Annotated in this window: 21 protein-coding genes; 6 read left to right on the top strand and 15 right to left on the bottom strand. The window is 62.4% G+C overall.

The window, feature by feature from the left end; all coding sequences use genetic code 11:
* The first annotated feature begins 313 nt into the window (after positions 1 to 313).
* Positions 314 to 1141, top strand: coding sequence for a dienelactone hydrolase family protein (locus ACJ8IM_RS15820; RefSeq protein ID WP_033655132.1), 828 nt, complete (start codon positions 314 to 316; stop codon positions 1139 to 1141).
* Positions 1142 to 1225: 84 nt separating this feature from the next.
* On the opposite strand, the gene metE is transcribed toward ACJ8IM_RS15820, so the two are convergent.
* Positions 1226 to 3514, bottom strand: a complete 2289-nt coding sequence (gene metE / locus ACJ8IM_RS15825; protein WP_080289932.1) for a 5-methyltetrahydropteroyltriglutamate--homocysteine S-methyltransferase — start codon at positions 3512 to 3514, stop codon at positions 1226 to 1228.
* 90 nt (positions 3515 to 3604) lie between these two features.
* Here metE and metR point away from each other — a divergent pair, with 90 nt between their 5' ends.
* Positions 3605 to 4549, top strand: a complete 945-nt coding sequence (gene metR / locus ACJ8IM_RS15830) for an HTH-type transcriptional regulator MetR (protein ID WP_033655133.1) — start codon at positions 3605 to 3607, stop codon at positions 4547 to 4549.
* 22 nt (positions 4550 to 4571) lie between these two features.
* Here the strand turns inward: metR and ACJ8IM_RS15835 are convergent, their stop codons facing one another.
* Positions 4572 to 5432, bottom strand: coding sequence for a carboxylate/amino acid/amine transporter (locus tag ACJ8IM_RS15835; protein WP_033649666.1), 861 nt, complete (start codon positions 5430 to 5432; stop codon positions 4572 to 4574).
* Positions 5433 to 5583: 151 nt separating this feature from the next.
* Here ACJ8IM_RS15835 and ACJ8IM_RS15840 point away from each other — a divergent pair, with 151 nt between their 5' ends.
* Positions 5584 to 5913, top strand: a complete 330-nt coding sequence (locus ACJ8IM_RS15840) for a hypothetical protein (RefSeq protein ID WP_033649665.1) — start codon at positions 5584 to 5586, stop codon at positions 5911 to 5913.
* Here the strand turns inward: ACJ8IM_RS15840 and ACJ8IM_RS15845 are convergent.
* The 12 genes from ACJ8IM_RS15845 to ACJ8IM_RS15900 form a co-directional block, all read right to left on the bottom strand.
* On the bottom strand, positions 5894 to 6850 hold the full coding sequence (locus ACJ8IM_RS15845) for an AEC family transporter (protein WP_033655134.1): 957 nt from the start codon (positions 6848 to 6850) through the stop codon (positions 5894 to 5896). The two genes, ACJ8IM_RS15840 and ACJ8IM_RS15845, sit on opposite strands and share 20 nt — an antisense overlap.
* 60 nt (positions 6851 to 6910) lie before the next feature.
* On the bottom strand, positions 6911 to 7648 hold the full coding sequence (gene ugpQ, locus ACJ8IM_RS15850; RefSeq protein ID WP_033649663.1) for a glycerophosphodiester phosphodiesterase: 738 nt from the start codon (positions 7646 to 7648) through the stop codon (positions 6911 to 6913).
* Positions 7648 to 8718 carry a sn-glycerol-3-phosphate import ATP-binding protein UgpC gene (locus ACJ8IM_RS15855; RefSeq protein WP_033649662.1) on the bottom strand — a complete coding sequence of 357 codons (1071 nt, stop codon included), beginning with the start codon at positions 8716 to 8718 and terminating at the stop codon, positions 7648 to 7650. Before ACJ8IM_RS15855 ends, ugpQ begins: the two co-directional genes overlap by 1 nt.
* Before the next feature lie 5 nt (positions 8719 to 8723).
* The gene (ugpE, locus tag ACJ8IM_RS15860) at positions 8724 to 9569 is read right to left on the bottom strand and encodes a sn-glycerol-3-phosphate ABC transporter permease UgpE (protein WP_019455301.1); all 846 of its coding nucleotides are present in this window, start codon (positions 9567 to 9569) and stop codon (positions 8724 to 8726) included.
* Complete coding sequence (gene ugpA / locus ACJ8IM_RS15865; RefSeq protein WP_060423382.1) at positions 9566 to 10453, bottom strand: sn-glycerol-3-phosphate ABC transporter permease UgpA; 888 nt, start codon at positions 10451 to 10453, stop codon at positions 9566 to 9568. The genes ugpE and ugpA overlap by 4 nt, the downstream gene beginning before the upstream one ends.
* A 78-nt stretch (positions 10454 to 10531) precedes the next feature.
* On the bottom strand, positions 10532 to 11851 hold the full coding sequence (gene ugpB / locus ACJ8IM_RS15870; RefSeq protein WP_033636688.1) for a sn-glycerol-3-phosphate ABC transporter substrate-binding protein UgpB: 1320 nt from the start codon (positions 11849 to 11851) through the stop codon (positions 10532 to 10534).
* 188 nt (positions 11852 to 12039) lie between these two features.
* A complete protein-coding gene (locus tag ACJ8IM_RS15875) occupies positions 12040 to 13227 on the bottom strand; it encodes an aminotransferase-like domain-containing protein (RefSeq protein WP_033655137.1) in 1188 nt (395 codons plus the stop codon).
* 44 nt (positions 13228 to 13271) lie between these two features.
* Positions 13272 to 13973, bottom strand: coding sequence for a high-affinity branched-chain amino acid ABC transporter ATP-binding protein LivF (livF, locus tag ACJ8IM_RS15880; protein WP_033649661.1), 702 nt, complete (start codon positions 13971 to 13973; stop codon positions 13272 to 13274).
* 1 nt (position 13974) lies between these two features.
* Positions 13975 to 14745 carry a high-affinity branched-chain amino acid ABC transporter ATP-binding protein LivG gene (gene livG / locus ACJ8IM_RS15885; RefSeq protein ID WP_033636686.1) on the bottom strand — a complete coding sequence of 257 codons (771 nt, stop codon included), beginning with the start codon at positions 14743 to 14745 and terminating at the stop codon, positions 13975 to 13977.
* Positions 14742 to 16025: a high-affinity branched-chain amino acid ABC transporter permease LivM gene (locus ACJ8IM_RS15890; protein WP_033649658.1), complete on the bottom strand. Its 1284-nt coding sequence runs from the start codon at positions 16023 to 16025 to the stop codon at positions 14742 to 14744. The genes livG and ACJ8IM_RS15890 overlap by 4 nt, the downstream gene beginning before the upstream one ends.
* Entirely contained in the window at positions 16022 to 16948 is a 927-nt protein-coding gene (gene livH, locus ACJ8IM_RS15895) for a high-affinity branched-chain amino acid ABC transporter permease LivH (protein ID WP_015376290.1), read from the bottom strand. Before livH ends, ACJ8IM_RS15890 begins: the two co-directional genes overlap by 4 nt.
* A 116-nt stretch (positions 16949 to 17064) precedes the next feature.
* Positions 17065 to 18180, bottom strand: a complete 1116-nt coding sequence (locus ACJ8IM_RS15900; RefSeq protein WP_033636684.1) for a branched-chain amino acid ABC transporter substrate-binding protein — start codon at positions 18178 to 18180, stop codon at positions 17065 to 17067.
* A gap of 405 nt (positions 18181 to 18585) precedes the next feature.
* Between ACJ8IM_RS15900 and panM the strand changes: the two genes are divergently transcribed.
* The 3 genes from panM to ACJ8IM_RS15915 are packed head-to-tail and all read left to right on the top strand — an operon-like array spanning position 18586 to position 22248.
* Positions 18586 to 18978: an aspartate 1-decarboxylase autocleavage activator PanM gene (panM, locus tag ACJ8IM_RS15905; protein WP_033655138.1), complete on the top strand. Its 393-nt coding sequence runs from the start codon at positions 18586 to 18588 to the stop codon at positions 18976 to 18978.
* Complete coding sequence (locus ACJ8IM_RS15910) at positions 18975 to 20192, top strand: DUF3142 domain-containing protein (protein WP_033655139.1); 1218 nt, start codon at positions 18975 to 18977, stop codon at positions 20190 to 20192. The genes panM and ACJ8IM_RS15910 overlap by 4 nt, the downstream gene beginning before the upstream one ends.
* 43 nt (positions 20193 to 20235) lie before the next feature.
* The gene (locus ACJ8IM_RS15915; protein WP_101455720.1) at positions 20236 to 22248 is read left to right on the top strand and encodes a hypothetical protein; all 2013 of its coding nucleotides are present in this window, start codon (positions 20236 to 20238) and stop codon (positions 22246 to 22248) included.
* Positions 22249 to 22311: 63 nt separating this feature from the next.
* On the opposite strand, the gene rpoH is transcribed toward ACJ8IM_RS15915, so the two are convergent.
* The gene (rpoH, locus tag ACJ8IM_RS15920) at positions 22312 to 23169 is read right to left on the bottom strand and encodes an RNA polymerase sigma factor RpoH (RefSeq protein WP_004934345.1); all 858 of its coding nucleotides are present in this window, start codon (positions 23167 to 23169) and stop codon (positions 22312 to 22314) included.
* Positions 23170 to 23211 lie beyond the last annotated feature (42 nt).

Below are 23211 nucleotides of genomic sequence, written 5' to 3' on the forward strand. Positions count from 1 at the left end.
AAACCTCAGTCTAGCCGACAAACTCGGCTGCTCCTCGCCCGTTGGTTGCCGGCTGAAACTATTTAGCTCATCAATCCGAAATAACCCCAACTTATCGGTTGCTTAGGGACAAAAAAGCCCTCTAACGCACCTTATGGCACTTACGCGGGGCAAAACGCGTAATAACATGATAAAAAGCGCTTAAAAATGCCGCAAAGCCAGATAATTAGCCGTTTTTTATCGACTTGTCCGAAAGTGCGCCACGCAGCGCCAATAATGGGTAATCTTTCCTATAGTTAATCTCAGCGCTTTTTTCTATTGCACGGAGACCGCAATGAAAACCGAACATGTGATGACATTAGAACAGGCTCAGGGGGGATTCGCCCCGGCCGCCGCGCCATTGGCCGCCTCCGCGATTATCACCGACGAACAGGGCATTCACGCCGGGCAAACGACCATCCCTTCCCAAGGCGATGCGCTGCCGGCCTACGTCGCCAAACCCGCCGACCAGAGCGGCCCTTTCCCCATCGTGCTGGTGGTGCAGGAAATCTTCGGCGTCCATGAACATATTCAGGATCTGTGCCGCCGCCTGGCCAAGCAGGGCTATCTGGCGATCGCGCCCGAGCTCTATTTCCGCCAGGGCGACGCCAACGACTACACCGATATCGGCGAGCTGTTCCAGCAGTTGGTGACCAAGGTGCCGGATCGTCAGGTGCTGTCGGATCTGGATCACGCGGCGCACTGGGCTATTCGCCACGGCGGCGACGCCGGCAAGCTGGCGATCACCGGTTTTTGCTGGGGCGGCCGCATCACCTGGCTGTACGCGGCGCATAACCCGCAGTTGAAGGCGGCGGTCGCCTGGTACGGCAAACTGGTCGGCGAGAAAACGCTGAACTCGCCGAAGCATCCGGTCGATGTCGCCACCCACCTGTCGGCGCCGGTGCTGGGGCTGTATGGCGGGCAAGACAGCGGCATCCCGCTGGAGACGGTGGAAACCATGCGTCAGGCGATCCGCGCCGCCAACGCCGAGGCCGAAATCGTGGTGTATCCCGAGGTCGGGCATGCGTTCAACGCCGATTATCGTCCCAGCTACAACGCCGAAGCGGCGGAGGACGGCTGGCAGCGCATGCTGGCGTGGTTTGCCCAGCACGGCGTCAAATAATTTCCCTCGCATAAAAAAGGGCGCCGAAGCGCCCAATCATCACACCAGTAAATCTATAAGCGGCGGTTTATCCGCCGCACGACATCACGCTTGCTCGCGCAGGCGCTGTGCCGCCAATACCATGTTGGCCAGCGACTGCCGGGTTTCCGGCCAGCCGCGGGTTTTCAGGCCGCAATCCGGGTTAACCCACAGGCGTTCCGCCGGGATGTTCTGCGCCGCTTTACGCAGCAGCGCTTCAATCCATTCCACGCTCGGCACGTTCGGCGAGTGGATATCGTAGACGCCCGGTCCGATTTCGTTCGGGTATTCGAACTCTTTGAAGGCTTCCAGCAGATCCATATCGGAACGCGAGGTCTCGATGGTGATCACGTCGGCGTCCAGCGCGGCGATGGAGTCCATGATGTCGTTGAACTCGCAGTAACACATGTGGGTGTGGATCTGGGTGTCGTCCCGCGCCACGGCGGCGTTCAGTTTGAAGGCGTCCACCGCCCAGTTCAGGTACGCCGCCCAGTCGGATTGGCGCAGCGGCAGCCCTTCGCGCAGCGCGGGTTCGTCGATCTGGATGATGCCGATGCCGGCTTTTTCCAGATCTTCCACCTCATCGCGCAGCGCCAGCGCAATCTGCTTGGCAATCACTTCGCGGGTCACGTCTTCACGCGGGAACGACCAGCACAGGATGGTCACCGGCCCGGTCAACATGCCTTTCACCGGCTTGTCGGTCAGCGACTGGGCGAATTTGGCCCATTCGACGGTGATGGCTTCCGGGCGGCTGACGTCACCGATGATCACCGGCGGCTTCACGCAGCGGGAGCCGTAGCTCTGCACCCAGCCATTCTGGGTAAACACGAAGCCGTCCAGGTTCTCGCCGAAATACTCCACCATGTCGTTGCGCTCGGCTTCACCGTGCACCAGCACGTCCAGCCCAAGGCGCTCCTGCTCGACGATCGCCTGTTTGATGTGCTCACCGATGCTGGTGCGGTAGTTGTTGCCGTCCAAACGGCCCTGTTTGAAGTCCAGACGCAGGCCGCGGATCTCGGTGGTCTGCGGGAACGAACCGATGGTGGTGGTCGGCCAGGCCGGCAGGTTGAAACGTTCGCGCTGCGCCCTGGCGCGCTCGGCGTAAGCGCTGTGGCGTTCGCTGTCCTGCGCGGTGATCGCCGCCAGGCGGCGCTCGACCTGTGGGTTGTGCACGCGGCTCGACTGACGGCGGGCGCGGATCGGCGAGCTGTAGGCGTCCAGTTCGGCCCGTTTCGTCGCGTCAGGCGCGTTCAGCGCCGAGCTCAACAGCGCCAGCTCGGCGCATTTTTGCAGCGCGAAGGCGAACCAGCTTTTCACTTCTTCGTCCAGACGGCTTTCCACGCTCAGATCGATCGGGCTGTGCAGCAGCGAACAGGAGCTGCCGATCCACAGTGGGCGGCTGCCCACCAGCGGCTGCAGACGTTCGAACCAGCGGCTCAGATCGGCGCGCCAGACGTTGCGCCCGTTGATTACCCCCAGCGACAGCAGCCAGTCTTGCGGCAATGCGGCGCTCAGCGCGGCGATATCGTCATGGCCGGCGACCAGATCGACATGCAGCCCCTGCACCGGCAGCGTGCGGACGGTATCGAGGTTGTGGCCGACGCTGTCGAAATACGTGGTCAGCAGCAGCTTCACCTGCCCCTGCAGCGCGTCGTAAGCCGGTTTGAACGCATCCAGCCAGGCTTGCGGCAGTTCCAGCACCAGCGCAGGCTCATCAATTTGCACCCACTCGACGCCGCGTTTCGCCAGCTCGGCCAGCACCTGTTGGTAAACCGGCAGGATGTCTTTCAGCAGCGACAGGCGGTCGAACGGCTCGCCCTTCACCTTACCCAGCCACAGATAGGTCACCGGGCCCAGCAGCACCGGCTTGATGCGATGGCCGAGCGCCAGCGCTTCGTCCACTTCGTCCAGCAACTGAGTCCAGCCCAGCTTGAACTGCTGGCCTTGCTGGAATTCGGGCACCATGTAGTGATAGTTGGTGTTGAACCATTTGGTCATTTCCGCCGCGGCCGCCGGCTCGCCGGTCGGTGCGCGGCCACGGCCGATGCGAAACAGCGTGTCCAGATCGATCGTGCCATCCGCATTCTGATGGCGCGCCGGCACGTTGCCCAGCAGCAGGCTGGTGGTCAACACATGATCGTACCAGGCGAAATCGCCGACCGGCACCAAATCCACCCCGGCCTGCTGTTGCTGTTGCCAATGACGAGCGCGCAGCTCGCGGCCAACCGCCAACAGCTCTTCCTGCGTTGAGTTGCCGGCCCAGTAGCTTTCCTGAGCTTTTTTCAGCTCACGTCGTAGCCCAACGCGAGGAAAACCCAGTGTGTGATTCAAAATTGCCATCGTCATATTCCCCATTTAGCCGTCCAGATGTTTACACATCCATAATCAGCAGGTACTGTATTAACCACAAGCGCAATTTATTCACTGTCAATGTGAAGGACTCTCATGATCGAACTGAAACATTTACGGACGCTGCAGGCCCTGCGCAACAGCGGTTCGTTGGCGGGGGCGGCGGCCCAACTTCATCAGACGCAGTCTGCCCTGTCGCACCAGTTCAGCGATCTTGAGCAACGTCTGGGCTTCAAGCTGTTCGTGCGCAAGAGCCAGCCCCTGCGCTTCACCGCCCAGGGCGAGATCCTGCTGCAGCTGGCGGAGCAGGTGCTGCCGCAGATCCAGCAGGCGCTGCAGGCCTGCCACGAGCCGCATCAGACCACGCTGCGCATCGCCATCGAATGCCACAGCTGCATTCAGTGGCTGACGCCGGCGCTGGACAACTTCCGCCGGCGTTTCCCGCAGGTGGTGATGGACTTTACTTCCGGCGTGACTTTCGATCCGCAGCCGGCCTTGCAACAGGGCGAGCTGGATCTGGTGATGACGTCGGATATTCTGCCGCGCAGCGGCCTGCACTATTCACCGATGTTTGATTTCGAGGTACGCCTGGTGCTGGCGCCGGATCATCCGCTGGCCGGCAAGCCGCACATCGAGCCGGCAGACTTGAGTGACGAAACGCTGTTGATTTACCCGGTGCAGCGCCAGCGGCTGGATATCTGGCGGCATTTTCTGCAGCCGGCGGGCGTTAGCCCGGCGTTGAAGAACGTCGATAACACGCTGCTGCTGATCCAGATGGTATCGGCGCGGATGGGGATTGCGGCGCTGCCGCACTGGGTGGTGGAAAGTTTCGAACAACAGGGGCTGATAGTGACCAAAACCCTGGGTGACGGCCTGTGGAGCCGCTTGTACGCCGCCGTGCGCGACGGCGAACAGCGCCAGGCGGTGACCGAAGCCTTTATCCGCTCGGCCCGCCAGCACGCCTGCGATCATCTGCCGTTTGTGCGCGACGCGGCACGCCCTGGCGCTGCCGGCGCCAAAGCGTTGACGGCCGACGTATAAACGTGCCGGGTGGCCCGCCCGCTTAGCCGAGCCGTTTCGGCGCCACCCAGCGGCGATGCACCCACAGCGAAGCGACGATCACCGCCCCGCCGATGATAAAGCTCGGCCAATGCGGTTGCTGTTGCCAGATGGCCAGGTTGACCAACAAACCGGCCGGCACATGCATGTTGTTCATGATGCCGAGCGTGCCGGCATCCACCTGCGTCGCGCCATAGTTCCACATGAAGTAGCCCAGCCCCGATGCCACCACGCCCAGCCAGATCAGCACGCCCCACTGCAGATTGGTGGTCGGCAGTTGCTGCGGATTGCCCCACAGGAACCAGGCCACCACCGCCACCACCGCCGCCCCCAGGTAGAACCAGGAAAAGGCGGTGTGCTGCGGCAAGGGGTGCACTTCCATCAGGCGCTTATAGCCGACCATGCCGATGGCGAAGCTGATATTCGCCGCCTGCACCAACAGCAGCCCCCACCAAAAGTGTTCGCTCAGCTGGTGATAGCGGATGATCGCCGCGCCCAGCACCGCCAGCAGCGCGCTGAATACGTAGCCCCACCGCAGACGCCGGCCGCTCAGCAAATCGTAGATCAAGGTGATGTACAGCGGCGTCAGCACGGTGAACAGCAGGAATTCGGGCACCGTCAGGTAGAGATAGGCGCGGAAGCTGAACAGGTACATGATGCCCAGTTGGAAGGCGCCCACCAGCATATACAGCAGGATCACCCTGGGCTTGATATTGCGCCAGCGCAGAAACGGCAGGAACACCAACGCCGCCAGCCCGATGCGCACCAGCGCCGAGAACCCGCTGTCGACCTGGCCCGCCAGGTACTCGCCAATCAGGCTGAAAGAAAACGCCCACAGGATGGTGGTTATAACCAAAAGCAGCACGATGGGTTCACCCTAAAAAGACCGAAAGGGCGATTGTAACGGAAGATGCGCGCCGCGTTGGCGAAAAGGCGGTTTACATCTGAACAAAAGACAAACTACCGGCAAAATTTCACCGTTGGGTTAGGCTTAATAAAAAGGCGAGGTAACCATTATGAAAACTTCTCACATCCTGTTTGTTCTGCTGTGGCTGCCCGGCCTTGCTGCGGCGGCCAACGGCGTAACCGACCTGCGCTCACAGCAGCAGTTGCTCAACCAAAACAGCCAACAGGCTCAGCAACAGCGCCTGTTGAACAATCGGCAGATGGATCAACGCCGCCTGCAGCAGCAACGGCAGTTCGACAATCAACGGCAGCAGCTGTTGCAAACCACGCCGAACGGCGGGCAGCTGCTGCCCAACGGCAACCAGCCGCGCGATCCGTTCAATCGCACCGCGCCGGCGGTGCCGCAGGCGCCGATGCCGGCTACGCCCGCACGCCCATAACGGTGAGGATCAGCGGCGTAGTGATCGCCGCCAGCACGGTGGACATCACCAGGCTGGTGGCGGCCGGGCCGGTGAGCGTATTGAACTGGCGCGACATCAGGTAGACGTTCACCCCCACCGCCATCGAGCCCAGCAGCACCACAACGCGGGTTTCCATCGGCGGCAGATCCATCATCCAGGCCAGCAGCCAAATCACTAATGGCTGCACCAGCAGTTTCAGCACGCAGATGGCGCTGCTCAGCCGCCAGCCTTCGCCGATGCGGTACTCCGCCAGCCCCATGCCAAGCACCACCAGCGACAGCGGCGCCGCCACCTGGCCGAGCATGCTGATCGGCCGATCGACGAAGGTCGGCAGCGGCAGGCCGGTCAGGCTGAACAGGGTGCCGGACAGAATGCCGACGATCAGCGGATTGGTCAGCACGCTGCGCGCGGTTTTAACGAAACCGCTCAGCGTCGGCGAGCCGTTGCGCGCCCATTCGATCGACACCGTCACCAGCGTCCACAGGATCAGGCCGTTGAACACCAGCACCAGCGCCACCGACGGGATCGCCGCCTCCCCCAGCATTACGCCGGCGATCGGCAAGCCGAGCATCACGTTATTGGAGAAAATGCCGCCCAGCGCAAACACCGATCCGGCGACGCCATCCAGCCGAAAGAGGTGCCGGGCGACGAGACGGCCGAGCACGAACACGATCAGGCAACTGCCGAAAAACGCGATCAGCAGCCGGGCGTCGACCGCCGGGCGCTGCGAGAAGTCGCACATCATGCGAAACAGCATGGCGGGCAAGGCGAGGGAAAACACGAAGCGCGTCAGGCCATCGGTGATGCCGGCAGGCCATTTCCCCCAGCGAATCAGCCCATAACCCAACGCGATCAGCACAAACAGCGGTAAAGACAGCACGATCTGGTGCCACAGTGACATCATAAAGCCAGGCATCGCATTCCTTCCGGTGGTGCGGCGGCAAGGCTTGTCGTCGCGGGATTCATCGGCGCCGGATTAAAAATCCGGGCCGATTAAATCTATCCGGTCGGTGCAAATGCAGTCAACGCCCCAGTCGAGCAGCAGGCGCGCGCGATCCGGCTGGTTGACGGTATACACCAGAATGCGCAGCCCGGCGTCTTTCAACGCTTTTACCCGCTCGGCGGTCAGCGCTTTGTGATCGATATGCAGCGAGACGCAATCCAGGCGTTCGGTCAGCTCGCGCCAGTTGTCGTCCCAGTCCTCCAGCAGCAGGCCGCGCGGCAAATCCGGCACGGTGCGCTGCGCCGCCGCCAGCGCGTCCACCGAGAAGGAAGAAAGCAGCGGATCGGTCTGCCCTTGCCACAGCAGCCGCGCCGCCAGCGCCACCACCCGGCCGGTTTCATCGTCGCTGCCGGTGGTCGGCTTGATCTCGATATTGGCCATCAGACCGTGTTCCTGGCAGCGTTCTGCCACCTCCGACAGCAGCGGCAGCCGCTCGCCCTTGAAGGCCGAGCTGTACCAGTTGCCGGCGTCCAGCTGCACCAGTTTGTCCCACGGCAGCTCGCCCGCCACGCCCCAGCCGTTGCTGGTGCGATCCAGCGTGTCGTCGTGCAGCAGGAAAATTTGCCCGTCCTGCGCCAGCTTGGCATCGAACTCGATCATCTTGTGGCCGTGGCGCGCGCCGACGTCGATCGCCGCCAGGGTGTTTTCCGGCGCCAGAGAACCGCCGCCGCGGTGGGCGACAATATGAGGGTAAGGCCAGTGTCTGGTCATCAATCCATCCGTAATCCGCTGTCGGTGTCAAAGAAGTGCAGCGCCTGAGCAGGCAGCTGCAAATATAGCGTACTGCCCGCCGCCGGCAAGGTTTCATGCGACAGCCGCACGATCACCCCGTGGCCGCCCCACTGGCCGTGCGCCAGATTATCGGCCCCCAGCAGCTCCAGCGTCTGCAGCTGCAGCGGCACGCCCTGGCCTTGCGCCACCAACTGAATATGCTCCGGCCGAATGCCCAACGTCAACGGCCGCCCCGCCCACTGCGGTTTGGCCACCGGCAACGGCAGCGCCATGCCGTCCGCCAGCAGCAGCTGGCCGCCGTCGGCGCTCAGGGTGCCTGGCAGCAGATTCATCGCCGGCGATCCGATAAAGCCGGCGACGAACAGCGAAGCCGGCCGCTGATACACCTCGCTCGGGGTGCCGATCTGCTCCGCCACGCCCTTGTTCATTACGATCACCCGCTGCGCCAGCGTCATCGCCTCCACCTGATCGTGGGTCACGTACAGGCTGGTGGTTTTCAGACGGCGGTGCAGCTGTTGCAGCTCCAGGCGCATCTGCACCCGCAGCTTGGCGTCCAGGTTGGACAGCGGCTCATCGAACAGGAATACCGCCGGTTCGCGCACGATGGCGCGCCCCATCGCCACGCGCTGGCGCTGGCCGCCGGAAAGCTCGCGCGGTTTGCGTTTGAGCAGCGGCTCCAGCTCCAGGATGCGTGCCGCTTCTTCCACCCGCTGGCGGATATGATCCTTGCCGAAACCGCGGATCTTGAGGCCGTAGGCCATGTTGTCGTACACGCTCATGTGCGGATAGAGCGCGTAGTTCTGGAACACCATCGCGATGCCGCGATCCTTGGGTTCCAGATCGGTCACGCGCCGGGTATCGATATAGATATCGCCGCTGGTGGTGCGTTCCAGCCCGGCCACCATCCGCAGCAGCGTGGATTTGCCGCAGCCGGACGGGCCGACCATCACGATGAATTCGCCGTCCGCCACGTCGAGGTCGATCTGTTTGATCACCGGCGTTTTACCGTCGTAAGACTTGGTGACCGCCTGTAGTTTTAATCCTGCCATCGTCGTTATTTCTCGCTATCAACCAGACCGCGCACAAACCAGCGCTGCATCAGAAGCACCACCGCCAGCGGTGGCAATAAAGTCAGAATCATCGCCGCCATCACCTGGTTCCACTGGGTCGGCGCGCCGGAGGTGGAGATCATGCTCTTGATGCCCGCCACCGCGGTGCCCATCGAGGCGTCGCTGGTGATCAGGATCGGCCACAGGTATTGGTTCCAGCCGTAGATAAAGGTGATGACGAACAGCGCCGCCAGATTGGTTTTCGACAGCGGCAGCACGATGTCCCAGAAGAAACGCATCGGCCCGGCGCCGTCGATACGCGCCGCCTCCAGCAGCTCATCCGGCAGCGTCATGAAGAACTGGCGCAGCAGGAAGGTCGCGGTGGCCGAGGCCATCAGCGGCAGCGTCAGGCCGGTGTAGCTGTCCAGCAGGTTGAGGTTGGAGATCACCTCCACCGTCGGGAAGATACGCACCTCCACCGGCAGCATCAGGGTGAGGAAAATCAGCCAGAAGAACAGGCTGCGCAGCGGGAAGCGGAAGTACACGATGGCGTAAGCCGACAGCACCGACACCGCGATCTTGCCGAAGGTGATCGCCAGCGCCATGATCACGCTGTTCAGCAGCAGCAGCGAGAACGGCACCTTGAGGTTGCCCACGCCGCCCTGCCAGATATTGCGGATGTTCTCCCACAGGTGGCCGCCGGGCACCAGCGTCATCGGCACCTGAAACACCTGCTTGTCGTCCAGCGTGGCGGCGACAAAGGCCACGTACAGCGGGAACAGCACCACCAGCACGCCGATAATCAGCATCACATGGCTGAAGATATCCAGCCCGCGTCGATTCTCAATCATTGATAGCGCACCTTACGTTCAACGAAGCGGAACTGGATCACCGTCAGGCCGATCACCAGCAGCATCAGGATCACCGACTGCGCGGCGGAGCTGGAGAGATCCAATCCGGCGAAGCCTTCGCGGTAGATCTTGTAGATCAACGTGGTGGTGGACTGCACCGGCCCGCCGCCTGTGGCGGCGTCGATCACCGGGAAGGTATCGAAGAAGGCGTACACCAGATTGACCACCAGCAGGAAGAAGCTCACCGGCGCGATCAGCGGCAGCACCAGATGGAAGAAACGCCGTATCGGGCCGGCGCCGTCGATGGCCGCCGCCTCCACCAGCGAGCGCGGGATCGACTGCAGCGCCGCGAGGAAAAACAGGAAGTTATAGCTTATCTGCTGCCATACCGAGGCCAGCACCACCAGGAACATCGCCTGGCCGCTGTTTTGCGCATGGTTCCAGTTATAGCCCAGCCCGTTGAGGAAATGGGTGATCAACCCCAGGCCGGGGTTGAACAGAAAGATCCACAATACCGCCGCCACCGCCGGCGCCACCGCATAGGGCAGGATCATCAGCGTGCGATAGAGGCGGCTGCCGCGCAGCACGTAGTCCACCAGCGCGGCGAAGAACAGCGAAACCGCCAGCCCGATGCCCGCCACCAGGAAGCTGAAGATCAGCGTGGTGTAGAACGAGTCGAGGTAGTAAGGATCCTGAAACAGCTGCTTAAAGTTATCCAGCCCGACAAACTGGCTGGACAGGCCGAACGGATCGAGACTCTGCACCGAATACCACAGCGCCTCGCCGGCGGGCCATAAAAAGAAGACGGCGGTAATCAGCAGCTGCGGCAGCACCAACGCATAGGGCAACCAGCTGCAGCCGAAACCGGGACGGGAAGATGACATAGCAGTTAAACCATTAATCGGGTACGGAAGGATCGGCGTGAAGACGCAAGCCCGGTCTGCCGGGCCCGCGACGCAGGGTTACTTGGTCGATGCTTCGAAACGGCGCAGCAGCACGTCACCGCGCTGCACGGCGGCGTCCAACGCCTGCTGAGGCGTTTTCTTGCCGGTCCATACGCCTTCCAGCTCCTCATCCACCACGCTGCGGATCTGCGGCATGTTGCCGAGGCGCAGGCCCTTGGTGAACGGCAACGGCGGCTTGTTCAGCATCTGGCGAGTGGCGACGTCGGCCCCCGGGTTCTTGTCGTAGAAGCCCTGCTGCTTGGTCAGATCGTAAGCCGCGGTGGTGATCGGCAGATAGCCGGTCTTCTGGTGCCATTCGGCGGCGATTTCCGGCTGCGCCAGGTACTGCAGGAACTCGGCCACGCCCTTGTAGGTGGCGGCGTCTTTGCCGTTCATCACCCACAGGCTGGCCCCGCCGATGATGGCGTTCTGCGGCGCGTTTTTCGCATCGGCGTCGTACGGCATCATGCCGACACCGTAGTTGAATTTGGCGTAGTGCTTGATGTCCGCCAGCGAACCGGATGACGCGGTGGTGATGGCGCAGTCGCCGTTATAAAACTTCTCGGTGGATTCGTCTTTGCGGCCGAAGTAGGTGAAATCGCCCTTCTTGTTCATCGCTTCAAGCAGCGCGATATGCTTGACCTGCAGCGGCTTGTTGAACTCCAGCTTGGCGTTGGTGCCGCCGAAACCGTTGTTTTCGCTGGCGAACGGCACGCCGTGCCAGGCGCTGAAGTTCTCCAGCTGGATCCAGCCCTGCCAGCCGCTGGCGTAGCCGCACTTCATGCCGGCCTCACGCAGTTTGGCGGTATCCGCCGCCAGCTCTTGCCAGGTTTTCGGCGGCTGATCCGGGTTCAGGCCGGCCTTCTTGAAGGCGTCTTTATTGTAGTACAGCACCGGCGTGGAGCTGTTGAACGGCTGCGATAGCAGATGGCCGCTCTTGTTGTCGGTGTAATAGCCGGCTACCGTCGGCACGAACACCGACTCGTCGAAGTTGATGCCGGCCTCTTTAAACACTTCATAGACCGGTTTGATGGCCTTGCTGGCCATCATGGTGGCGGTGCCCACCTCGTAAACCTGCAGGATCGCCGGCGCCTTGCCGGAGCGGTAAGCGGCGATGCCCGCCGCCAGGCTCTGTTCGTAGTTGCCTTTGTAAACCGGCACAATCTTGACGTCGCTGTGCGACTGGTTGAAGCGATCCGCCAGGGAGTCCACTTCCTTACCCAGTTCGCCTTCCATCGAATGCCAGAACGGGATCTCGGTCGCCGCCAGCGCCTGAGTGCTGACCGCCAGGGTCAATGCGACGCACAGCGTGGTTTTGCGAATAGCGTAGGTGAGCATGCCTAACTCCTGAAAAAAGCTGGTGTAAAAGCGCGTGAGCGAAAAGAATCAGTTTTTTGTTCGGAAGCTAACATGCCATGCGCGGATGACAGAAAAATAACTAAAAAGTGACAGCCATGTGACAGGAGAGTGAAGTGAAGATGGCAGTTTGATGTCGGCGGCGGGCATGGTCTCCGCCGCCGCGGGGATTACAGCGAACGGCGCAGGCGCGCCACCGCTTCCTGCATTTGTTGCTCGGTGGCGGTGGCGAACGACAGGCGGAAGGTCGAACGATCCGGGTTGTCGGAGAAGAAGTATTCCCCCGGCACGAACACCACGCCCTGCTGCAGCGTGGTATTCAGCCATTCGGTGGCGTTGAACGGCTGGCGGAAACGCGCCCACAGGAACATGCCGCCCTTCGGCTTATCGAAGGTGATGTAGTCGCCCAGCTCCTGCTCCACCAATCCGGCCAGGATCTCGCCCTTCTGTTTGTAGGCGGCGCGGATCTTGTCGATCTGCGCCGGCAGGCGATCCAGGCCGAGGTAGCATTCGACGATGCTCTGCGACAGCGCGCTGGCGTGCAGATCCGCCGCCTGCTTGATGATCGCCACTTTATGCAGCAGGAACGGCGGCAGGATCGCCCAGCCCAACCGCAGACCCGGCGCCAGGATCTTGGAGAAGGTCGAGGTATAAATGATGTGGTCGGTGTTGCCCAGCACCCGCTGCGACACCTGATGCAGCGTCGGGTGGCGCTCTTCGGTGAAACGCAGCTCGCCGTACGGATCGTCTTCGATGATCAGGAAATTATGTTCGGCGGCCAGCTTCACCAGCAGTTCGCGGCGCGCGGCGCTCAGGGTGATGCCGCTGGGGTTGCCGAAGTTCGGCACCACGTACACGCCCTTGATGCGCTGGGTTTTCAGCAGCTCGGCCAGCTCTTCCACCACCATACCGTCGCAGTCTGACGAGACCGACATGATGTTGGCTTCCGCCAGCTCCAGCGTTTGCAGCGCCGCCAGGTAGGTCGGGCGCTCCACCACGAACACGTCGCCGGGGTTGACGATGGCGCGCATCACCAAATCCAATGCCTGCTGCGAGCCGGCGGTGACCATCACCTCTTCCGCGCGCGCGGTGACGCCGCGCTCGGCGCACAGCGCGCAAATGCGCTCACGCAGCAGCGGGCTGCCCTCGGTCAGGCCATACTGGAACGCGCTTTTCGGCTGTTCGGTGATCGCCTGCTGGGTGGCGATGCTCAATCCTTCGAAATCGAACAGCGCATCAGAGGGGATGCCGCCCGCCAGCGAAATGACGTGTTCCATCTTGCTGTGTTTAAGCAATTCACGGATGGCCGAACTTTTTACGTTAACGATGCGCTGCGCGAGTAACCCTTCTGTCTTCATTTCTTCTTCTCGTACCTGATTATTTTAATTCGTAGGGGGGCGGATTAACCGCCCAGATACGCCGACCTCACTGCTTCGTTGGCTAACAATGCAGCCCCCGTATCTTCCAACACCACGCGGCCGTTTTCCAGCACATAACCGCGGTCCGCCAATTTCAGCGCCTGATTGGCGTTTTGCTCCACCAGGAAGATGGTCATGCCCTCTTCCCGCAGCTGCTGAATGATGTCGAAGATCTGCTGGATGATGATCGGCGCCAGCCCGAGCGAGGGCTCGTCGAGCAGCAGCAGCTTCGGCTGGCTCATCAGCGCGCGGCCGATGGCCAACATCTGCTGTTCGCCGCCGGACATGGTGCCGGCGCGCTGGCTTCGGCGCTCCAGCAGGCGCGGGAACAGAGTGAACACCCGTTCGATGCGCTGTTGATACTGCCGGCGATCGGCGAAGAAGCCGCCCATCGCCAGGTTTTCTTCCACCGTCATGCGCGAGAAGACGCGCCGCCCTTCCGGCACGATCGCCACCGCTTCGCGCATGATGCGCGAGGTTTGCCACTGGGTGATGTCCTGATCCTGAAAGACGATGCTGCCTTCGCTGGCGCGCGGCTCACCGCACAGAGTGCCGAGCAGCGTGGTTTTACCGGCGCCGTTGGCGCCGATTAACGTCACGATTTCGCCCTGGCTTATCGTGAGACTGACCTGATGCAGCGCCTGAATTTTGCCGTAATGGGCGGATACCTGATTGAATGACAACATATTATTCTTCGCCCAAATAAGCCCGGATCACGTCCGGGTTGTTGCGGATCTCCGCCGGTGTGCCCTGCGCCAGCGGCGTGCCCTGATTCACCACATAAATGCGGTCGGAGATGCCCATCACCAGCTTCATGTCGTGCTCGATCAGCAGCACCGATACCTTATGCCGATCGCGCAGCTCGACGATCAGGTGGTCCAGCTCGTCGGTCTCTTTCGGGTTGAGGCCGGCGGCCGGTTCGTCCAGCATCAGCAGCTCCGGCCGGGTCACCATGCAGCGGGCGATCTCCAGCCGCCGCTGCTGCCCGTAGGCCAGGTTGCCCGCAGAACGGTTGGCCATCTCCAGCAGGCCGACGCGCTCCAGCCACTCCGCCGCGTGCGTCAGCGCCTCGGCTTCGGCGCGGCGGAAGGCCGGGGTTTTCAGCAACCCGGCAAACACGCCGCTTTTCAGGTGCTGATGCTGCGCCACCAGCAGGTTCTCGATCACCGTCATTTCACGGAACAGCCGCACGTGCTGGAAGGTGCGCACCACGCCCATGCGGGCGATGGCCTGCCCCGCCAGCCCTTCCAGGTGGCGATCGCGCAATTTGATGGTGCCGCCGGTCGGGCGGTAAAAACCGGTCAGGCAGTTGAACACCGTGGTCTTACCGGCGCCGTTGGGGCCGATCAGCGACACGATTTCGCCTTCGTTCAGCGTCAACGCCACGTTGTTGACCGCCAGCAGCCCGCCGAAACGCATCGACAGGCCCTCCACCTGCAGTAAAGGTTGAACGCTCATGCCTGCTCCCCCTTGCCCGCCTGAATGTCCGCCGCCTGCAGCTTCAGCTGCGGCCGTTTCATCGGCAGCAGCCCCTGCGGCCGCCAAATCATCATCAACACCATCAGCGCACCCAGCAGCAACATGCTGTATTCATTCAGATCGCGCATCAGTTCGCGCGACACCACCAGCAGGATCGCCGCCAGAATGACCGCGAACTGCGAGCCCATGCCCCCCAGTACGACGATCGCCAACACGAAGGCCGATTCGACGAAGGTGAAAGATTCCGGGCTGACGAAGCCCTGGCGCGCGGCGAACAGCGTGCCGGCAAACCCGGCGAAAGCGGCGCTGATGGTAAAGGCGGTCAGCTTGATGCGCGTCGGGCTGAGGCCCAGCGAGCGGCAGGCGATCTCGTCTTCGCGCAGCGCTTCCCAGGCGCGCCCCAGCGGCATGCGCAGCAGGCGGTTGATGACGAACAGCGTCAGCACCACCAGCAGCAGCGCCACCAGATACAGGAATATGATGCGATCGCTCGGATCGTATTTCAGGCCGAAGAAGTTATGGAAGGTATCCCAACCGCCGTCGCGCACGCTGCGGTTGAACTCCAGGCCGAAAAAGGTCGGTTTCGGGATCTGGCTGATGCCGTTCGGCCCGCCGGTGATCTCGGTATTGTTCAGTAGCAGGATGCGCACGATCTCACCGAAGCCGAGCGTCACGATCGCCAGATAGTCGCCGCGCAGCCGCAGCACCGGGAAACCGAGCAGGAAGCCGAAGGCGGCGGTGACGATGCCCGCCAGCGGCAGGCTCTCCCAGAAGCCGAGGCCGTAATAGTGATTCAGCAGCGCGTAGGTGTAAGCGCCGATGGCGTAGAAACCACCGTAGCCGAGCACCAGCAAGCCGGACAAGCCCACCACCACGTTGAGGCCGAGGCCCAGCATCACGTAGATCAGCGTCAGGGTGGCGATATCCACCGTGCCGCGCGATACCAGGAACGGCCAGGCGACCGCCGCGACGATGAGCAGAGCCGCCAGCAGCTTTTGCCGCGGCGTGGTGCCGTCGAAGCTCGGCAGCACGAACGCCGGGCCGGAGACTTTTTTCAATCCCTGCTGCAGCAGCGGGCGCAACAGCTGGAAGAAAAAGACGATGACGCAGCCGATGCCGATCCACATCCAGCGCACTTCCGCCGCGCCGTGCACCACCAGCTTGGTGCCGTCCAGGCTAAGCTGCATGCCCATCAGGAACGACGCCATCACGAACAGCACCGCCGTGGCGATCAGCGCATTGAGCAGATTGAGTTTCATACTTTCTCAACCTCCGGACGCCCGAGGATGCCGGTCGGCATGATCAGCAGCACCACGATCAGCAACGCGAACGACACCACGTCTTTGTATTCGGTGCTCAGGTAGGCGGAGGTCAGCGCTTCCGCCACGCCCAGCACCAGGCCGCCGATCATCGCGCCGGGAATGCTGCCGATGCCGCCCAGGACCGCGGCGGTGAAGGCTTTCATGCCGGCCATAAACCCGATGTAAGGGTTGATGACGCCGTAGAACTGGCCGAGCAACACCCCGGCCACCGCCGCCATCACCGCCCCGATGACGAAGGTCAGCGAGATCACCCGGTCAGTGTTGATGCCCAGCAGGCTGGCCATCTTCAGGTCTTCCGCACAGGCGCGGCAGGCGCGGCCCATGCGCGAATAGCGGATAAACAGCGTCAGCGCCAGCATCGCCAGGAAGGTCACGAGCCAGATGGTCAGCTGCATGGTGCTGATGGTGGCAGCGAAGCCGTTGCTTTCCCCCAGCACCCACTGGCCGGTCACCAGGCTGGGCAGCGCCAGATCGCGTGAGCCCTGCGTCAGGCTGACGTAGTTTTGCAGGAATATCGACATGCCGATGGCCGAGATCAGCGCAATCAGGCGCTTGGAGTTGCGCACCGGCTTGTAGGCCACCCGCTCGATGCTCCAGCCGTAGGCGCTGGCGATGACGATCGAGACCAGAAACGCGGCACCGATCAGCAACCAGCCGACGTCGATGCCGAGCATCATCAGGGCGGCGATAACGATAAAGGAGACATAGCTGCCGATCATGTACACCTCGCCGTGGGCGAAGTTGATCATGCCGATGATACCGTAAACCATGGTGTAACCGATGGCGATCAATGCATAGGTGCTGCCCAACGTTAAGCCGTTGAACATCTGCTGCAGAAAATAGAGGAGTTGCTCTGACATACTCTGAACCCTTGGCTGCGAAACCCGCCGGCGGAGAACCGGCGGGTAAAGGGAGACGGGGCCGGCAAGCCGACCGCCGGGCGCAGCGAGCCGCGCCCCACCCTAATCATTATGGCTTATTTGATCGGTGTGGACGTGCCGTTGGCATGCCACTCGAACACGCCGAACTCGAAGCCTTTCAGATCGCCCTTGTCATCCCAGCTCAGCGGCCCCATCACGGTCTCCACCGGCTTGCCGGTTTTCAGATCCTTGACGATGTCCGCCGGCTCCTGGCTGCCGCTGCGCTCCATGCCGGTGGTCAGCGACTGCAGCGCGGCATAGGTGGTCCAGACGAACGGGCCGGTCGGATCCAGCTTCTTGGCTTTCAACGCATCGACGATCGGCTGGTTGGCAGGCACCTGATCGTAGCGCTTCGGCAGCGTCACCAGCATGCCTTCCGAAGCGGCCCCGGCGATGTTGGACAGCGAGGAGTTGCCCACGCCTTCCGGCCCCATGAAGCGGGTGGTCAACCCGGCCTGCTTGGCCTGGCGCAGGATCTGGCCCATTTCCGGGTAGTAACCGCCGAAATACACGAAGTCGATATTCTCTTTCTTCAGGCGCGCCACCAGGGTGGAGAAGTCTTTGTCGCCGGCGGTGATGCCTTCGAACATCGCCACTTCGGTGCCCTGTTTTTTCAGGCTGTCGCGCACCGAGCGCGCCAGGCCTTCGCCATATTGCTGCTTGTCGTGCACCACGGCGATGCGCTTCGGCTTGATGTCGCTGAGGATGTATTTGGCGGCGGTCGGGCCCTGATCCGAGTCCAGGCCGGTGGTGCGCATGATCATCTTGTAGCCGCGGGTGGTCAGATCGGCGTTGGTGGCCGCCGGGGTAATCATGATCACGCCTTCGTCTTCATAAATATCGGACGCCGGCTGGGTGGAAGAGGAGCACAGGTGGCCGATCACGTAGCGAATGCCGTCGTTGATCACCTTATTGGCGACCGCAACCGCCTGTTTCGGGTCGCAGGCGTCGTCGTATTCCACGCCGACCAGTTTGTCGCCCTTGATGCCGCCCTTGGCGTTGATGTCGGCAATCGCCTGGCGCGCGCCGGTAAACTCCATGTCGCCATACTGCGCGACCGGGCCGGACATCGCCCCGACGATCGCCACCTTGATGTCTTTCGCCATGGCCGCCTGGCTCATGGCCATCGCAATACAACCCGCCAGCAGTGCCTTACCTGTTGTTAATTTCATCCGCAAATCCCCATCTGTCGTTGTGAACGTACCTGTTGTGTTTGCCTGCACCGGATCGTTATTGACCGCTTTTGTTATAAGTAATAATGATTTAGGCGCTTTGTCGGCATTATTTTCTAATAAGACTTTATTTTTCATGCCATTAAACAGGAATTTTCTTCTGCAAATCAACTTCATCAGGCAGAAACAAGCGGTGTAAACAGGATAAAATTCGAATTAAATCTGCGCTCTTTACCTTGAGGCGTAGTGCGTTGTGCTGGTTAACAATCCGTTTACTAACTATTTACTCGGAAAATGCCCCGTGCAAAAAACATATTGCACAGTAATCGTACAGAAAAACTTACACAACGCTCTGCACAAGATCTATTACACTGTCGGCATCATTTAGCTGCGCGGAAATTCTGCATGAAACTGACCATCGAGCGCCTGACCGCGCTGTCCCCGCAAGACCTTATCGACCTCGGCAAAATTTGGCCGCACCAGCAGCCGGAACAGTGGCAGAGCTGGCTGAGCGACGGCAAGGCGCTGTTCGCCGCCCGCTTCAACGAGCGGCTGCTGGGGGCGGTGAAAATCGCGCTGCAGGACGACCGCGCCGAGCTGCAGGACCTGCTGGTACGCGAAGTGACGCGCCGCCGCGGCGTCGGTCTTTACCTGGTACAGGATGCGCAGCGTCAGCTGCCGCAGATCGCCCACTGGCAGCTGTCGACCGCCGGCCTGGCGCCGCGCGAACGCGGGGAAGTCGATAACTTCATGCGCGCCTGCGGCTTCGCACCGCAGGGCGATCTCTGGCAAAAATGAAACGCCGGCTGGCGGCGCTGATCTTGATTGCGCTGGGGCTGGCGGCCGCGCTCCTCGGGCGCCAGCAGGCGCTGCGCCTGGCCTCAGGCTGGGATCAGCAGGTTTATATCTGGCAGCGGGTCTGGACGCCGCAGCACGCCGATGCGCTGGCGCGCAGCCGCGATCTGTTCGGTGGGCTGCGCGTGCTGGCGCTGCAGGTGCATCCGCGCGAGGGCTGGCGGGAGATCCCAGCCGATCTCAGCCTGCTGAAGCAGGACGGCCGCCCGCTCTGGCTGGTGGCGCGCCTCGACGGCCAGCTGCCACAGCTGGACCAAGAAGCCATTATCCAGCGTCTGCTGGCGCTCACCCAACGCTGGCAGGCGGCCGGGCTGCCCGTCACCGGCGTCGAGATCGATCATGACGCCGCCACCGCCCGCCTGCCGGACTACCAACGCTTTCTGCAGCAACTGCGCCAACGGCTGCCCGCCGCTTTGCAGCTCGGCATCACCGCCCTGCCGGCCTGGATCGGCTCACCCGCTCTGCCCGGCGTACTGCAACAGGCCGACAGCTCCGTCCTGCAGGTGCACGCGGTGCTCTCGCCGCAGCAGGGGCTGTTTGACGGCTCCTTGGCGCTGCGCTGGGTGCGGCAGTACGCCTCCGTCACACCGAAGCCGTTTCGCGTCGCGCTGCCGGCCTACGGCATGGCGCTGCTGGGGTTTGATGCGCAGGGCGCGCAGGTGGAGAGCGAGTCCTCGCTGCGCGTGGCGGGCAACGGCCGCGAGCTGACGGTCGCGCCGCAGCAGATCGCCGATTTTCTGCAGACGCTGGCGCAGCAAACGCCGCCCCGGCTGCGCGGCATTATCTGGTTCCGCTTGCCGCTGGCGGACGATCGGCGCGCCTGGTCGCTCGCCACGCTGCGAGCGGTGATCGAACGGCAGCCGCTGAACGTCGACTGGCAGATAAAATTTAGGCCTCAGCCACAGCAAAACGGGCTGTATGATCTGATAATTCATAACAACGGGCCGGTGGACGCCCCGCTGCCGCAAGAGGTGGCCATCCGCGCCGACGACTGCCTGGCGGCGGATGCGGTCGGCAACTACCGGCTGGAATCCGCACCGCAGCGGCAACGCTTTATTCGCATCAGCGGCGATCAGCTGCGCGCCGGGCAATCCCGGCCGCTGGGCTGGCTGCGCTGCCAACAACTGACGCCAGGAGGCACCCTTGTCACACCTTGATACGCGCGCGGCACGGAACACCCGCCGCCTTCTTCCGCTGGCCATGCTGATCGGCGCCGCGCTGCCGCTGAGCGGCTATGCCTGCGGCCCGGATTTCCCTAACCGGCTGCTGATCGACCGCAACGGCACCCTGCTGTATATGCCGGAGGGCAATTTCGCCTTCGAAGCCGGCCGACTGGTGCCGGCGGATAAACAGCTACCGCGCTGGCAAGCCCCGCCGCCGATGCCGCCGAAACCGATGCCGCAGTCGCCGGAAACGGTGGCGATCGGCAAAATGCGCGCCGCCAAAACGGTGGAAGAGGCTGACGCCGTCAATACTCAGGGATTGTCCAACGCCGCACGCCTTTATCAACTGGGCGCCGTCGCTTTCGCCAGCCACGATCCGCGCGCCACAGACTATTTCCAGCAGGTGCTGAAGCTCCCGGCCGCCGAACAGGGCGACTGGGGGCTGCGGGCGCAGTATTCACTTGGGCGGGTGTTGATGGCTGACCACGGTACGCCGGTGAATGAATCGGGTGAAGCGGCCCCCGCCGCCGAGCATCCACCTAAAGCCGAACTTGAACAGGCGCTGGCGGCGTTCCAGCAGGTGATCGATCGGGTGAAAAGCGGCGCCGCCGATCCCGACCAGCTGGCGCTAAGCAGCCTCGGGCAGCAGGCGCGCATCCACCTGTGGCTGGGTGACGTCGCCCCCGCTGCCCACCTGTACGCACAGCAGGCGGCGCAGGGCGATCCGAGCGGCGGGCAGTCGCTGCAGTACGTCTCCAGCTACCTGGTCAATCCCGACCATCTGGAAACGCTGAAGCAGGTGATCGGCGATCCGTTGATCCAGCAGCTGGTGACCATTGAGCTGTTCGCCCGCAGCGGCAACCTGCAAATGGCGGATACCGACGGCAACGGCCGCTCTGCCCAGATCATCAGCCAGATCCTGACGCTGCTGGACGGCACGGTGAAAAGCGGCTTCGCCGGCAGCGATCGGCTGGCGGCATTGGCCTACCGTTCCGGGCAGTACCCGATGGCGGCGAGCCTGCTGAAAAACGCCGGCGACAGCGGCCTGGCGTGGTGGCTGCGCGCCAAAATGGCGCTGCGCGACGGCGACGTGAAAGCCGCCACCGCCGCCTACGCCAAGGCGGCAAGCGCGTTCCCCGCCGACGAAAGCTGGGGCGAACAGCGCAACGCCGACTTCGTCGCGGAAACCATCGTCCCCGAGTGCCGGGTGGCCGGCGAACAGGCTATCCTGGCGCTGAACCGCGGCGACTATCTGCAGGCGATGGACCTGCTGTATCGCGGCAAGGCGATCTACTGGGCCGACGTGGCCGACGTGGCGGAGCGCGTGCTGACCGTCGATGAGTTGAAAGGCTTTGTCGATAAGTACGCCCCGGCGCCGACGACGCCGCTCAAGCCGGTTAACCCGGACGACTACGGTGGTGGCCAGCAAATCACGCCGGAAGTGCAGCTGCGCGAACTGCTGGCGCGGCGCTTGATGCGCGCCGGGCGGGCCGCGGAAGCGCAGGCCTATTTCGATATCCCTAACTACCGGCAAGCGGCGCAGCAGTACGCCGATGAGCTGAAGGCCGCCAAGGACAAGTCCGCCGCGCCGCTGGCACGCGCGCAAGCTTACTATCGCGCGGCCAACCTGCTGCGCGCCCAGGGGCTGGAGTTTACCGGCTATGAGATGACGCCGGACTACGCCATCTATGGCGCCGGCTATTCCTATCTGGGGGATGCGTTCGATACTCGCGAGCTGAAGCACAAAAGCTGGATCGACAGCGCAGAAGCGGCTCGCGCCAAGGCGGCGCTGCCGGCGCAGGACAACCGTTTCCTGCACTATCGCTGGCAGGCAGTGGGGCTGGCGCAACAGGCGGCCGATCTGCTGCCGCCGAAGAGCCAGGCCTATGCCGCCGTGCTGTGTAACGCCGCCAGCTGGGTTATCAAGCGCGACGCCAAGACCGGCCGGGCGCTTTATCAACGCTACATCAACACCGGCACTCGCTACCCGTGGGCGGCGAAATTCGGCTACGACTGCCCGGCGCCGGACTTTACCGCCGTGGCGCCATAACGCCGAATTTCAGGCATGAAAAAGCCCGGCTTGCCGGGCTTTTTTTTCGAATATCGCATCGACTCAGGCTTCGATCGCCATTTTCAATTTCTTCATGGCGTTCTTTTCCAGCTGGCGCACGCGTTCGGCGGAAACGCCGTACTGATCGGCCAGCTCCTGCAGCGTCGACTTGTTGTCGTCGTCGAGCCAGCGGGCGCGGATGATATGCTGGCTGCGCTCGTCCAGACCTTCCAGCGCATAGGCCAGTTTGTCTGCGGCGTTGCTTTCCCAGTTATCTTCCTCAATGCCTTCAGCGAAGTCGGAGCTCTTGTCCTGCAGGTACAGCACCGGCGCCATCGACTGGCCATCGCGGGCCTCGTCGTCCGGAGTCGGATCGAACGTCATGTCCTGCGCCGCCATGCGAGATTCCATCTCGCGCACGTCTTTGCTGGTTACGCCCAGCTCGCGGGCCACCAGTTCCACTTCGTCCTGGTTGAACCAGCCCAAACGCTGTTTGGTTTTGCGCAGGTTAAAGAACAGCTTGCGCTGCGCTTTGGTGGTCGCCACTTTCACGATGCGCCAGTTGCGCAATACGTACTCGTGGATTTCGGCCTTAATCCAATGCACCGCAAAGGAAACCAGACGCACGCCGACTTCAGGGTTGAAGCGGCGAACGGCTTTCATCAGGCCGATATTGCCTTCCTGAATCAGATCCGCCTGTGGCAGACCATAGCCTGAATAGTTGCGGGCAATATGAGCGACAAAGCGCAGGTGAGACAGGATGAGCTGCTTAGCGGCATCCAGATCGCCCTGATAATGCAGCCGTTCAGCCAGCTCCCGCTCTTCCTCTGCCGTCAGCATCGGATAGGCGTTGGCTGCCCGGATATAGGCTTCCAAGCTACCTTGGGGTACTAAGGCTAAAGTTTGCATTTCTTTGGTCATTCAAACCCTCTCTATGAGAATACAAAATCATGCAGGTGATTA

This window comes from Serratia sp. CY33525, from assembly GCF_052169115.1.
GTDB lineage: Bacteria > Pseudomonadota > Gammaproteobacteria > Enterobacterales > Enterobacteriaceae > Serratia > Serratia sarumanii.